Here is a 13,753-nt window from a genome sequence, read left to right as displayed (position 1 = left end):
CCGGCACCGTGAACGCCGCTACTTCCGGGGAGCCGCCTTGTCTGTCCGGAATAGCCGTTCCAGCGCCTGCTGTTCCCGTGGTCCCAGGTTGAAGCGCATGGCCGCCTCGTCCAGCAGCCACGTCAGGTCCCTGTCCGGCCTTTCGGCCAGGGCCTCGGACACATGGGCTGCTGCCCGGCGCAGCAGCTCGCTCTGGGGCATGATGGTTGTCATGGCATGTTCCTTCCTGTTCCGTTATCCATTTTCCTCAACCTAGCCGAGGCATCCCCCTTTGGCAACGCGCGGCAAGGACGCGCACGAGAAACGCATGGACAATCTCTTTGTCGCCTTCATTCTGAGCATTGTGGAAGGTCTCACGGAATATCTGCCCGTGTCCTCCTCCGGTCATCTCATCCTTGCCAGCAACCTGCTGGGCTTTGTGGGAGAAAAGGCCGATACCTTTAACGTGGTCATCCAGCTTGGCGCCATCATGGCCGTGGTTGTCCTGTACTGGGAGCGCTTCTGGGGGCTTTTGCAACCCAAGCCCTATGTGCGCTTTGCCGGCATGCGGGGCATTTTTCTGCTTTTTCTCACCTGTCTGCCGGCCTGCATCATGGGGCTGCTGCTGCATTCCACCATCAAGCACTATCTGTTTACCCCCACCACGGTCCTCATGGCCCTGGTGGTGGGCGCCATCATGATGATTGTGGTGGAGCGCCGCAAGTTTCGCCCCACCTGCGTTACCCTGGATGAAATGACGCCCAAGATGGCCCTGGGCATCGGCTGCTTTCAGTGCCTTTCGTTGTGGCCGGGCTTTTCCCGCTCCGCCTCCACCATCATGGGGGGCATGATTCTGGGGGCGCGGCGCAATGTGGCTGCCGAATATTCCTTCATTGCCGCCGTGCCCATCATGATTGCCGCCACCGGCTATGACATGCTCAAAAGCTGGCATCTGTTCACGGCAGCGGATATTCCCTTCTTTGCCGTGGGCATGGTGGGCGCCTTTGTGTCTGCACTCATTGCCATCAAGGCCTTTGTGGCGCTGGTGGGGCGGGTGACCCTTGTGCCCTTTGCCGTCTACCGTCTGCTGCTGGCGCCGTTCATCTACTACTTCATGGTGAACTGAAAAAATTTTCCTCCGGGCGGAAAAAAGACTTGCCAGCGGGCATGTTTTTGGATAGATACATCCCTGCGTTACGCGACGCCATCATGGCAAGGTAGCTCAGTTGGTCAGAGCATGCGGTTCATACCCGCAGTGTCGGGGGTTCAAATCCCTCCCTTGCTACCAGAAAGAAAGGAAGCCCAGGTTTCTCCTGGGCTTCTTGCTTTTCTCCTCCATCGCTCCCGGCAACGGTCCTGCCCGCCGCAGGGCTGCCGGAGGCCGATGACCGCCCAGACTTCCGAAAAAGCGATCCCTGCATGGCAACAGAACACACGGGCTGGCGCGAAACCTTTCGCCGCTACGGGCAGCATGTGCGGCTCCGCCCCCTGCGGACGCTGTTCTGCTGGCTTCTGGTCCTCTTTGTGCTGGACACGGCCCGCTATGTGGCCCTGCCGCCCGTGCTGCACCTTACGCACTTTGCCCCGAAAGAAACGGCCATGATGGCCTGGCGGCGGGAGGCCGCCCTCACGTCCACCCCCCGCCAGCAATGGCGCGTCCGCCAGCAGTGGGTGCCGCTGGAGCGCATCTCGCCGTGGCTGCGCAAGGCAGTGGTGGCTGCCGAGGATGACCGCTTCTACACGCATCACGGTTTTGACATCCAGGGCATGCTGGATGCCCTGCGCCGGGACTGGAAACGCAAGCGCCTGACTGCCGGCGGCAGCAGCATCACCCAGCAGCTTGCCAAGAATCTCTGGTTCAGCCCCGAGCGCTCCCTGCGCCGCAAGCTCAAGGAAGCCATCATGACCCTGCGCCTGGAGCTGTGGCTGAGCAAGGATCGCATTCTGGAGCTGTATCTCAATGTGGCGGAGTGGGGCAGGGGCATCTTTGGCGCCGAAGCCGCGGCACGCCATTACTTTGGCAAATCCGCGGCACGCCTTACCCGGCGCGAGGCGGCCCAGCTGGCCGTCATGCTGCCGTCGCCGCTCACGCGCAGCCCGCGTTCGCCCATTGTGCGCCGCCTGTCCAACAGATTGCTGCAACGCCTGCACTAGGGCATATGGCGGCTTTTCACGGGCCGCAAGCTGGCGCGGCAGCCAGCGCGTATTCTCCCGTTCGGGGATGCCTCTGCACCTTCCGCAGGATGGCAACCTGTCCTTCACGCCCCGTACCGTCAGGGGCTGTCCCCGGGCAGCGGGGCTGCCGGGAAGCCTGTCTTCACCATGCGGCGTGTGCCACGGCGGACGCCGTCCGGTCTGTCCTGTCGGCTTCCTCCTGTCCAAAAATCGAGCAGCGTATAAAAATTGCACGTTACCCTTCCGGCGGGAAGAGGGGGGCTGATTCCATTGTTTTCTGCCGCGTAATAGGATATTATACTCCCCTTGAGTTTGAGACCAATCCTTTAAGGAGTTATCATGACCGAGGAAATGCAGGCCCAACAGGCCACCGAAGAAAACCAGGAAGATTTCGCCACCCTTTTTGCCGCGCAGGAAGCTTCTGCCACCCGTCTTCAGGCCGGGCAGAAGGTAACGGGCAAGATCATCGCCATTACGGGCGACTCCGTCTTCGTGGATGTGGGCATCAAGGTGGACGGCGTCATGGACCACAAGGACATTCTGGATGCCGACGGCAAGGAAATGGTTGCCCCCGGCGACAGCATCGAGGTGTGGGTTGTGGGGGTCAATGCGCATGAAATCCGCCTTTCCCGCTCCATGAGCGGCAGCGGCATGGCCGCTCTGGAAGAGGCCTGCCAGTCCGGTGTGCCGGTTGACGGTCGTGTTGTGGCCACCTGCAAGGGCGGCTACACGGTGGAAGTGCTTGGCAAAACGGCCTTCTGCCCCGGCAGCCAGATGGATACCGCCGCCGGTGATGCCGATGCCATGGTGGGACGCACCATGCAGTTTGTGGTCCTGCGCGTGGAAAACCGCGGTCGCAATATCGTGGTGTCGCGTCGCGCCCTGCTGGATCGCGAACGTCAGGACAATCTGGAAAAGCTGCTGGCCACCGTCAAGGTGGGGGATACCGTGGAAGGGCGCGTGACGCGCCTGGCCCCCTTTGGCGCCTTTGTGGAGCTGGCCCCGGCGGTGGAAGGCATGATTCACCTTTCCGAGCTGTCCTGGTCCCGCATCGGTGCGGCTGACGAGGCCGTGGCCCCTGGCGATATGGTGCGGGCCAAGCTGCTTTCCGTCAGCACGGACGACAAGGGCCGTACCAAGATTTCCCTGTCGCGCAAGCAGGCCGAAGGGGATCCGTGGCTGACCGCCGCCGACCGCCTGACCGTGGGCAGCGTGGTGGAAGGCAAGGTGACGCGCCTGGCCCCCTTTGGCGCCTTTGTGGAGCTGCTCCCCGGCGTGGAAGGGCTTGTTCACCTTTCCGAAATGTCCTGGACCAAGCGCGTGAACAAGGCCGAGGACATCCTGGCCGCCGGGGATACCGTCAACGTGAAGATCAAGGACATCAACGCGGAAACCCGCCGCATCTCCCTGAGCCTGCGTGATGCCGAGGGTGATCCGTGGCAGGATGCGGCCCAGCGCTTCCCCGTGGGCAGCGTGGTGGAAGGCACCGTGGAAAGCCAGAGCAAGTACGGCATCTTTGTCACGCTGGCTCCCGGTATCACGGGGCTGCTGCCTGCCGGCGTCATCAAGAACGCCAAGAAGAACGCCGAATTTTCCGGTCTGGACAAGGGCGACAGTGTGAAGCTGGTTGTTCAAAATCTGGACACCGCCGCCCGCCGCATCAGCCTTGCCCCCGAGGGCGTGGAACTGGCCGAAAAGTCGCAGGATACCGAATGGAAGCAGCATGCGCGCACCTCTTCCGGTACGCAGGGTGGCGGACTGGGCATTATGGCACAGGCTTTGCAGAAGGCTCTGCAAAATAAAGCCTAAGGAGATTCCCCATGCGAATCACGCGTTACTGGGCACTGACCCTTGCCATGCTCCTGATGTGGGCGAGCGTGGCGCAGGCCGCCAGTCTGCCCGACTTTTCCGACCTTGCCGCCAAGTGCGGCCCGGCCGTGGTCAATATCGGTACCGAGCGTACCACGCAGAGCAGCGGGCCTGAAGAATTCTTTGGCGAGATGTTCCGGGGCATGCCTCCGGGATTCGAACGCTTCTTTGACCAGTTTGGCGGCATGCCCCGCGGCAAGCGCGCCCCCCAGAAGCAGAAGTCCCTGGGATCGGGCTTCATCATCTCGGCGGATGGCTACATTGTCACCAATAACCATGTGGTGGCCGATGCCGATGTCATCCATGTGACCCTGGATGAAAGCAACGGCAAGAGCATGGCCCTGAAGGCCAAGCTCATTGGCGCCGACGAGGAAACGGACCTGGCCCTGCTCAAGGTGGAAACCCAGAAGAGCCTGCCCTTCCTCAAGTTTGGCGATTCCGACAAGCTCCGGGTGGGCGAATGGCTGCTGGCCATCGGCAATCCCTTTGGTCTTGACCATACGGTCACCTCGGGCATCCTGTCCGCCAAGGGGCGCAATATCCGCTCCGGCCCGTTTGACAACTTCCTGCAGACGGACTGTTCCATCAACCCCGGCAACTCCGGCGGGCCGCTGCTGAACATGGACGGCGATGTCATCGGCATCAATACGGCCATCATTGCCAGCGGGCAGGGTATCGGCTTTGCCATTCCCAGCAATATGGCCGCCTCCATCATCGAACAGATCAAGAGCGGCAAGAAGGTCAGCCGCGGCTGGATCGGCGTGACCATCCAGGATGTGGACGAATCCATGGCCAAGGCCATGGGCATGGAAAAGGCCTCTGGCGCCCTGGTGGCCAACACCCTGCCGGGTGAACCGGCGGCCAAGGCCGGTATTGAAAGTGGCGATGTCATCGTGAGCGTGGACGGCCAGCCCGTGGAAGATTCTTCTGCCCTGCTGCGCGCCATTGCCGCCAAGAAGCCCGGCAATACCGTGGCCCTGGGCATCTGGCGCAATGGCAAGGAAGAGCAGATGAAGGTGACCCTGGGCGAGCGCCAGCTTGCCGGCAACACCAAGGCCGAGGACGGCAAGAAGTCCGATGAAGGCCTGCTGGGCTTCAGCGCCCGTGCCCTCACGGCCGAGGAACGCCGTAATCTGAAGATCAACGACAAGGAAGGGGTTTTCGTTGTGGATGTGGACCCTGACCGCGCCGCTGCGGAAGCGGACATCCGCCCCGGCGACATCATTCTGCGTGCCGACCGCAAGGCCGTGAACTCGCCCGAAGCCCTTTCCAAGATTGTCAAGGATGTGGGCGTCAAGCGCGGCGCCATCATGTTGCAGATTCAGCGCCGTGGGGAAAGCCTGTTCCGGGCCGTGCCCATTGAAAGCGAAGCGAAGTAGCCTGTAACACCGCAATCCGTTAGGGGGAGGACCGCAAGGTCCTCCCTTTTTTTATGCTCTTGCCTCCGGTGGGAGGCCCGTGCTATAGGCCCAGCATACCCCGAAGGAGGATGCCATGTCCGTTCATCCGCACGCAGGGAAGCTGCCTGCCCCCGACATGCTGGTTCATGTGCCGGCGCTGGTCAGCGCCTACTATACCCAGTCGCCCCAGCCGGTGCTGCCGGAACAGCGCGTCAGCTTCGGCACGTCTGGGCACCGCGGTTCCTCCCTGAAATCCACCTTCAATGAAGTCCACCTGCATGCCATTGTGCAGGCCATCTGCGACTATCGTCTTTCCCGCGGAATCGACGGGCCGCTCTTCCTGGGCGGCGATACCCATGCGCTCTCAGAGGCGGCCTTTCGGTCTGCTCTGGAAGTGCTCACTGCCAATGCGGTGTCTGTCCGGGTAGCCTCCCAGGGCGGCTATACGGCAACGCCCGTCATCTCCCACGCCATCCTGTGCTGGAATGCCGGCCGCAAGGCAGAGGGCAGGGCGGACGGCATCATCATAACCCCCTCGCACAATCCGCCCGCTGACGGGGGCATCAAGTACAATCCCCCGCATGGCGGGCCGGCCGAAACCGAAATCACCTCGTGGATAGAGCGCCGGGCTAATGCCTATCTGCAACAACACAATGCCGGTGTGCGGCGCCTGCCCTATCTGGAAGCCCGGCGTTCCGCCCTGGTGCAGCCCTATGACTTTACGACGCGCTATGTGGAAGACCTGGGAACGGTCATTGACATGGACAGCATCGCCGCATCAGGGCTGCGCATTGGCGTTGATCCGCTGGGCGGGGCCAGTCTGCCCTTGTGGGAACCCATTGCCCGGCGTTACGGCCTGCATCTCCAGGTGGTCAATGCCGAGGTTGACCCTACATTCCGCTTCATTCCCTGTGACAGGGACGGCAAAATACGGATGGACTGCTCGTCGCCCTATGCCATGCGCTGTCTGCTGGACCTGCGGCAGGACTATGACCTTGCCTTTGGCTGCGATCCGGATTCGGACAGGCACGGTATCGTGACGGCTGACGGCCTCATGAATCCCAATCACTATCTGGCAGCGGCCAGCTGGTACCTTTTCCGCAGCCGCACAGAATGGCCCGCCACCTGCGGCATCGGCAAGACGCTGGTCACCAGTGCCATGCTGGACAGGGTAGGGGAGGAGCTGCACCGCCCCGTTGTAGAAGTGCCCGTAGGCTTCAAGTGGTTTGTGCCCTATCTGGCAAGCGCTCAGTGCGGCATCGGCTGTGAGGAAAGCGCCGGTGCCTCCTTCCTGACCAGAGACGGCAGGCCATGGAGTACCGACAAGGACGGCCCGCTGCTCTGTCTGCTGGCGGCAGAAATGACGGCCGTTGAGGGCAAAACACCGTCAGCCATCTATGCAGACCTGGCCGCACGCCATGGCGCCCCTGTTTATGAACGCGTGGATATGCCGGCCAGCGCGCGCATGCGTACTGTCCTCACCACCGTGACTGCCGACGCCATTCCCCTGACAGAACTGGCAGGCGATCCCGTGCAGGCTGTGCTTACGCGTGCTCCCGGAAACAACGCTCCCCTTGGCGGCGTCAAGGTCATGAGCCGCAACGGCTGGTTTGCCGTTCGCCCGTCGGGCACGGAAGATATCTGCAAGATTTATGCGGAGAGTTTTCAGGGCAGGGAACATCTGCTGGCACTGCAGGAAGCGGCAAGAACCCTTCTGGACCAGCTGCTGGCGGGCACTCCTGCGTGAGGTGAAAAAACAGAAGAGACCGCACGCCCGGCAGGGCAGAGGGCTTGTCCCTTTCTCCACTCCATCACGCCAGCCCCCTGAGTGACAGCCGCATCCCCTGCTTGGCGCAATGACATACCAAACGGGGACGTCTACCTGTTGCCAGCGTGCGCGTCCCCATGTGCCTTCCATCAAGATGTCGCCGGCAGAGTCCCGGCAAAGACAGGACAAAACGTACGGCCAATGCTTCCTCACAAGAAGCATTGGCCGTTTTTTATAGGCGCCTGTCCCGGGTCTTTTCCCCCAGCCCCGTTTCCTAATGAACGCCACATATTCTCATTGTTGAAAAAGGACGGAGAGGATACACACAGCAGGACTATCGCTCTCCGCTGGCGGCAGGATGTCCTGTGCCTCAGCCACAAGCAGCATATTCCAAACATGTTCTACTTATGAAAGTTGAAATCGTGTTGAGCAGCATTGCCCCTATCATGCTGCCGCCTGCTCGTCATGCCCTTCATGACAAGCATAACTGAGTCATAGTTGAAAGATGTGCTGACGATATGCCCAAGCCGCAGAGGGATCACCGGACGTCGGCAGCCGTTCGGACCTTCCTTCATGCTGTCAGTAAGCGGGCGAAAAACACTAACCGCCGAAAACCTGGCATTGCATGATCAGGCGGCGCACGGCTTCGCCAACCACGTAAGGAGTACACCTGCCTGCGGAGACGTTCTCCTGATTGTTGGAAAGAATCACTGTATATCTGCGAAAAATCAGCAGGGCTAGTGTTTTATAAAATCGAACAATCGCCATTTCACTTACTGTACTATTTCTTCACACATTTATGGCATTTGCCAGATACATCAACTGTTTGACCATTTCAAACAAATAAATTTGCAGCATTTTCAATAGGATAGTCGAGTGTTGCTTGGCGTGCCTGCCATGCAGGGCATCTCCTGGCACTCCGCAGCGCATGGCGTCTCTCGTCGAGCATACAGGGGGCATGCTTCAAGGCAATGATTAGCCTTCACTACAACTTCGCGCAGATGCGGAAGGCCCTGCCAGGCTCCCCACACCTCGTCTCCTTCCTGAAAACAGGGAGCAGGGGCCTGGTTGCTTAAAATCAGCTATGAATATTCATTTTGTGTATGTGCACAGCGAGACATGATAGAAACAATATATTTCAACAAAGAAAAGTAATTCCAGTCCTGCATTCCCCACGTGATAGCCTGACATCTGGCTTGCCGCTCCGTGGAGCACGAAAACCATGCTGCGGTCATGTGTGGAAACAGGGGGGCACGAAGAGGGCGCGGCACATGTCGGGCAATCTCTCCCGCTACAGGACCGTTAGCGGACCGAAACCCAGCAGGGCAATCCCATGCCTGGGCACACAGACGCACCCGGCTTCCCACAGAACACAAAACGGGCGCCGGCTGTGTGCGAACAGCCGGCGCCCGTTGTTATTTCATTTTTGAAACAGTGACTATTTATCGTTACGAAAGCGCAACGCCCCGTAGCCTCATGCCAGACCGGCGGCCCTGCGCAGGGCGTCCACCTCGTTTGCCGTCAGGGCACGGCATTGACCGGCAGGGAGGTCGCCCAGCTGGAGGGGACCAAGAGAAACGCGCCGCAGACGCAGGATGGTCAGCCCCAGGTCCCGGCACATGCGCCGGATCTGCCGATTCACCCCCTGCCGCAGCACCATACGCAACCGGGTTTTTCCCGTGGCTGTGGCCCGTGCCGTCACGTCCACCGGCTGAAGATGTTCTCCCTCGGCCAGGGTCATACCGTCGCGCATGGCCTGCAACGCCTTTTCACGCACCACATCACGCACAAGCACATCATAGACCTTGGGCAAATGATAGCGGGGATGCATCAGGCGCTGCGACAGGGCGCCGTCGTTGGTCAACAGCAGCAGCCCTTCGGAAAAATAATCCAGCCGCCCCACAGGAAACAGACGGACATCTCTGTATTCCGGTGGCAGACAGTCCAGCACTGTGGGACGCCCCTGCGGGTCTGATACTGTGCACACCACCTGTACGGGCTTGTGCAGCAGCAGATAGCATTTTGCCTGTCCTCTGCGAATCGGCTGCCCGTCCACGGCAATATGGTCTTCTGGCCCCACGCGCCGGCTGGGCTGTACCTCGCGCTCGCCATTCACGGTCACATGGCCAGTGAACACCAGGATGTCTGCCCGGCGGCGTGAACAATATCCGGCCTCGGCCAGTGCCTTGTTCAAACGCTGATCCGTCGCCGGTGCTGTTGTATTCGGAGCATGCCCGGAGGAAGGGAAGCGCTGCCAGGCGGCCACTTCTTCCCGCCCTCCGGCACGCCAGTTGCGGGAATTGCCGGCAACGGCCGTTTCCTGCCGGACTTCCGGAGCTGGAATGGCCGATGAAGCAGCCGGCGCCTGCGCATTTCCCTCATCCCGGAGCTGCTGACGCAGCACCTGCTGTTCACGACGCCGCTGGGCCATGCGTGCCCATTGATCGCTCTCGGCCCCCAGCGGGAGCTTTGGCGCCAGCCCCGCATGCACCCGCTTTTCCCTGGCTGCCGGAGTGTGGCGAACGCCTTTTCTGCCGGACAAAAGGGCAGGGGAGGCATCACGGCGCTCTGCGTATTTTTTGTCAGCCAGCGGGAGCCTGGCGGATTGCCCGGCAGGTTCCCCAGGGGGCGCCTGCTTTTCGTCCGTTTTGTATCCATGTTTCTCGTGGGCACCAGAGCGCTTTTGCGAGACGGAAACGGCTCGCCGGAAGCCATGCTGTCCTGTTCCGTTCTGCCGTTCCGCAGCCGGAACGCGCCCCCGTCTGGCATAGCTGTCACCGCGAGAGGAAAAGGCATCCCCAGGATATGCCGTAGGGCTGTCATGGAGGAGGACCGGTGACTGCGACACTGCCTCTGGCAGGTCCGGCAATCCATCCTGATGGGGGACGGCATCCGTGCAGCAGGCATCCGGCTTTTTTTCTGACAGGGGCACATGCCGCCCATGCCTGACTGATTTGCGGAAACTGGCAACCATGGCAACATCCTTTTATATGATAATGATGGATGATGATCAGGGCCTGACTCTGCCCAAGTTCCCCGGTGGGGTCAAGCGAGAGGCGCACCGACGCGGTGAGCAGACAGAATCGCTGCGACGACATTTTCCATAACCTATGGAAAAATCAGTATTTTTTTATAAAAGTTTACATAATTATCATTATGAGACAAAAAGATGCAGAACTCTGCTCGTATATGTCACAGGTCGTTTTGTGCGTAAAACAGCGCCATTTTTGGGTGTCCATCTGGCGACACGCCATGTGGCGCCGCCAAAAGGCAAGATCGACCAGCCGCAGGCATCCTCGGGCGTCCGCCAGAACCAACATGGCATAACCAGCCGTCCTCTGGCCCCCTGTCGTCCCCTCAGCCAGCGACTGCATTGTGATGTTTAATGAAACAAGACAATATAAAATAAGTATTCGAAAAAATACGACATCATCCACGCAGACAATTTTCCCTGCGATTGACAGACCACACAGCTTGCGTATTCTGCCGCCGGACAACTCCATACCATGTCCATAATTTTTGCAGGGCATCCACAGGCACAGGCATGACAACACCTCTCTCTCCGCAGCGTCACAAAGACCTCCGCGGCAGGCACCCCCTGTACGGACGCCTGTCCGGCGAAGCCATCTGGGTATTCATGGAAGACCTGGGGCTTTCCCCGGAACAGTGCGATGCCTTCATGGCTGCCTTTTTTCACCAGATGGATGAGCTGCTTGTGGTCATGGATGCCATGGAAAAACAGCCGGATATGCCTGTGCGCATCATCGGTGGCGAAGCAGGCATGCCCCTGTGTCCGGCCTGCCAGCAGCACTGCGGACGCGTGCTCGCAGCGCGCAGCCCGCAATGGACGCGCCACCTTCCCCCGTTCGGCATCGGCTGCCCGCTTTCGCTGCGCCCCCTTTCTGATACTGATGACGGGGAAACACCAACCGCAGCCCCCGGCCGGGACGCCGCCACCCCGGAAGGCATCCTGTGCCAGTGCTTTGCCGACAATCCGCAGCATGCCCTGTCCCGCTTTCTCGCCCGCTGGGAAGTCCCTCCTGATGCCCACGGCGCCCCTTCCCGGGAAACATGATTTTCTTCAGGGAAAAGGCTTGCCTTTTCACAATGCTTTGCGTATATAGACGCCCTGCAAGGTCAAGGCCGTAAGTTGTCACGCCCGGACGCCTACAGCTTGGCCGCAATGGACGTAAAAAAAAACAGTTTTTTCTGTATATACGGAGGATATCATGAGCAAGGTATGCGCTTTCTGCGGCAAGACGCCTCAGGGCGGCAATTATGTCAGCCATTCCAACATCAAGACCAAACGCCGCTTCAATCCCAATCTGCAGCGCGTGCGTCACCAGTTTGCCGATGGCACCGTGTGCACCCTCAATGTGTGCACCCGCTGCATCCGTTCCGGCGTGGTGAACAAGCCCGCGGCTGCCAAGAAGGCCTAGCGGCAACCCGCTCTTCTGTCAGTGAGGCCCCGGCACAGCTGTCGGGGCTTTTTTATGTCAGCCCGTCCGCCACGTCTTTGCCTCGTTCTGCCGCGTCACGGCAAACGCTTTGTACACATCAGGCGCCGTCCCAGGGCGCTGCCCCCCTTCTGGCAACGGATCAGCCCTCCAACCGGCCTGTCCTTCCGGCATAAACAGGAATGGGAGCTACTGCTCAGTTCCTGCGGCATTCCCTACTACCTGGACAGGGAGTATGGTCGCGAGCACTTGTATGTGCCACCTCTCTGCGAACAGGTGGCACGCCAGGAATGGCTGGCGCTTGCCCAGGACAAAACACGGGCACGGCGCCCTTCCGCGCCTGTCCCGCCGCTGTATCCCTGCGCAGGCTGGACAGCTCTGGCTCCCCTCCTGCTGATACTCTGGCATGGATGGCGTGTGGGCTGGTGGCCCTGCCCTTCCCTGCTGCCTGATCCTGCTCTCTGGACAGAACTGGGCGACCTTTCCAGCGTTCGGCTGGCCGTGCAGCAGCAGTATTACCGCTGCCTCACAGCCCTGACCCTGCATCAGGACAGTCCCCACCTGTGGGGAAATGTGCTTTTCAGTCTTGTCTTTCTTCCTGTTCTCGCCCGGGCGGCTGGCTGGGGACGCGCCCTGCTGCTGACTGTGCTGGGCGGCATGGCCGGCAATGCCCTCACCTACGCCCTGCGTACCGGCCCCTTCAGCAGCCTGGGCTTTTCCACGGCTGTCTTTGCCACGCTGGGCGGGATCAGCGGCCAGGCATGCCTGTACCACCAGAAGAGCGCCCTTCTTCCCCTGGCCGCAGGCCTGGCCATCATGGCCCTTATTGGTACGGGAGAGGAGAACGTGGACTACCTCGCCCACTGCTGCGGCTTTGGCTCCGGTTTTTTGCTGGGACTGGGCAATGCCTGGTACACCATGCGGGACAGGAATCCCTTTCCACCGCAGGCAGCCTGTGCGCTGCTGGCCCTGCTGCTGCTCCTTGCCGGCTGGTGGATGGCCTTTGCCTGAGCAGGACCTGCCGTAAGACCTTCGGGGAAAGCAGCCGGCTGACGCCGCCTGCCTCCCCCATCACCTGCCGGCTACGAGAGCAGGCTACTTGAACGCCTTTTCAAAATTGGGCACCACCTGCTTTTTCCGGCTCATGACGCCATCCAGCCACACGCTGTCCCCGGAAACGGGGACGCCAAAGGCCTTCTCCACCACAGAGGGATCATCGGATGCCAGCAGCAGTTCGGAGCCTTCCTTCATGATATCGGTAAGCAGAAGGAAAACACTGTGCCGCCCTTCCGCCTTGACCCGTGCGATCTCCTTTTTCAGACCGTCCTTGACGCCATCCAGCAGGGAAAGGTCAACCACTTCCAGCTGACCGATGCCCACCTTCTTGCCATTCATCTCAAAGTCCTTGAAATCACGGAAAACAAGGTCCTTCATGCTGGCTCCGTCCACGGCGCTCTTGACCCTGAACATTTCCATGCCCAGGGCCATGACATCATCCACGCCGGCAATGCGGGCCAGCTTTTCCACGGCCTTTTTGTCCGCATCGGTACAGGTGGGCGACTTGAACATGACCGTGTCCGAAAGAATGGCGCACAGCATGCCGCCGGCAATGGGCCGGGGGATTTCCACACCATAAAAATCATACATATTGGTCAGCACCGTATTGGTGCATCCCACCGGCCAGATCCAGGCTTCCAGGGGCAGGGAGGTGGTGATGTCGCCCAGCTTGTGATGATCCACAATGCCCATGACCGTGGCATCGGCCATTCCTGCGGGCGACTGCGCCAGGTCGGAGAAGTCCACCAGATACAGCTCCCTGCCGGCCACGTTCTCCACAACCTCCGGCGCGGTGAGGCCAAAACGCTCCAGCACAAAGGCCGTTTCGGGCGCCGGAGCGCCCTGTGCCACAGACGTCACGTCCAGACCGCGCTTGCTGTAAAGATCAGCGGCGGCAATGGCGGAAATGATGCTGTCGGTATCCGGGTGCATATGACCAAGAACAAGTGCGGACATGGTGCTCTCCTTAACCTGCCTGTTCAGGCAGCTCCTGATAATGTGGGAAAAGGCGGCGCGGGCAAAAGCGCTTCCCGCCGCCACAAGCTCTT

The 13,753-nt window shown here is 60.5% G+C and carries 11 protein-coding genes and 1 tRNA gene; 9 read left to right on the top strand and 3 right to left on the bottom strand.

The window, feature by feature from the left end:
• Positions 1-18: 18 nt before the first annotated feature.
• The gene (locus Q0J57_RS05155) at positions 19-213 is read right to left on the bottom strand and encodes a hypothetical protein (protein ID WP_297217806.1); all 195 of its coding nucleotides are present in this window, start codon (positions 211-213) and stop codon (positions 19-21) included.
• Positions 214-307: 94 nt separating this feature from the next.
• On the opposite strand from Q0J57_RS05155, the gene Q0J57_RS05150 reads away from it, so the two are divergent.
• The 6 genes from Q0J57_RS05150 (at position 308) to pgm (ending at position 7,170) form a co-directional block, all read left to right on the top strand.
• Positions 308-1,105, top strand: a complete 798-nt coding sequence (locus Q0J57_RS05150) for an undecaprenyl-diphosphate phosphatase (RefSeq protein WP_297217803.1) — start codon at positions 308-310, stop codon at positions 1,103-1,105.
• A gap of 85 nt (positions 1,106-1,190) precedes the next feature.
• Positions 1,191-1,267 (top strand) — tRNA-Met (locus Q0J57_RS05145).
• A gap of 131 nt (positions 1,268-1,398) precedes the next feature.
• Positions 1,399-2,133 carry a monofunctional biosynthetic peptidoglycan transglycosylase gene (gene mtgA, locus Q0J57_RS05140; protein ID WP_297217799.1) on the top strand — a complete coding sequence of 245 codons (735 nt, stop codon included), beginning with the start codon at positions 1,399-1,401 and terminating at the stop codon, positions 2,131-2,133.
• Between the two features lie 360 nt (positions 2,134-2,493).
• A complete protein-coding gene (locus tag Q0J57_RS05135; RefSeq protein ID WP_297217796.1) occupies positions 2,494-3,963 on the top strand; it encodes a 30S ribosomal protein S1 in 1,470 nt (489 codons plus the stop codon).
• Positions 3,964-3,974: 11 nt separating this feature from the next.
• On the top strand, positions 3,975-5,402 hold the full coding sequence (locus Q0J57_RS05130) for a DegQ family serine endoprotease (protein ID WP_297217793.1): 1,428 nt from the start codon (positions 3,975-3,977) through the stop codon (positions 5,400-5,402).
• Between the two features lie 115 nt (positions 5,403-5,517).
• Positions 5,518-7,170 (top strand): phosphoglucomutase (alpha-D-glucose-1,6-bisphosphate-dependent), encoded by a 1,653-nt coding sequence (gene pgm, locus Q0J57_RS05125; RefSeq protein ID WP_297217790.1) that lies wholly within the window; start codon positions 5,518-5,520, stop codon positions 7,168-7,170.
• Positions 7,171-8,665: 1,495 nt separating this feature from the next.
• On the opposite strand, the gene Q0J57_RS05120 is transcribed toward pgm, so the two are convergent.
• A complete protein-coding gene (locus Q0J57_RS05120; RefSeq protein ID WP_363315460.1) occupies positions 8,666-9,622 on the bottom strand; it encodes a pseudouridine synthase in 957 nt (318 codons plus the stop codon).
• Positions 9,623-10,735: 1,113 nt separating this feature from the next.
• Here Q0J57_RS05120 and Q0J57_RS05115 point away from each other — a divergent pair.
• The 3 genes from Q0J57_RS05115 to Q0J57_RS05105 all read left to right on the top strand — a co-directional run bounded on the left by Q0J57_RS05115 (position 10,736) and on the right by Q0J57_RS05105 (position 12,659).
• The gene (locus Q0J57_RS05115; RefSeq protein ID WP_297217788.1) at positions 10,736-11,266 is read left to right on the top strand and encodes a hypothetical protein; all 531 of its coding nucleotides are present in this window, start codon (positions 10,736-10,738) and stop codon (positions 11,264-11,266) included.
• A gap of 154 nt (positions 11,267-11,420) precedes the next feature.
• On the top strand, positions 11,421-11,630 hold the full coding sequence (gene rpmB, locus Q0J57_RS05110; RefSeq protein ID WP_297217785.1) for a 50S ribosomal protein L28: 210 nt from the start codon (positions 11,421-11,423) through the stop codon (positions 11,628-11,630).
• A gap of 435 nt (positions 11,631-12,065) precedes the next feature.
• Positions 12,066-12,659 (top strand): rhomboid family intramembrane serine protease, encoded by a 594-nt coding sequence (locus Q0J57_RS05105; protein ID WP_297217782.1) that lies wholly within the window; start codon positions 12,066-12,068, stop codon positions 12,657-12,659.
• 84 nt (positions 12,660-12,743) lie between these two features.
• Here the strand turns inward: Q0J57_RS05105 and Q0J57_RS05100 are convergent, their stop codons facing one another.
• The gene (locus Q0J57_RS05100; protein ID WP_297217779.1) at positions 12,744-13,661 is read right to left on the bottom strand and encodes a manganese-dependent inorganic pyrophosphatase; all 918 of its coding nucleotides are present in this window, start codon (positions 13,659-13,661) and stop codon (positions 12,744-12,746) included.
• Positions 13,662-13,753 lie beyond the last annotated feature (92 nt).

It is taken from the genome of uncultured Desulfovibrio sp. (assembly GCF_944324505.1).
GTDB lineage: Bacteria > Desulfobacterota > Desulfovibrionia > Desulfovibrionales > Desulfovibrionaceae > Desulfovibrio.
Note: the sequence above shows the minus strand (reverse complement) of the source record. Positions and strands in the feature narration are given on the sequence as shown.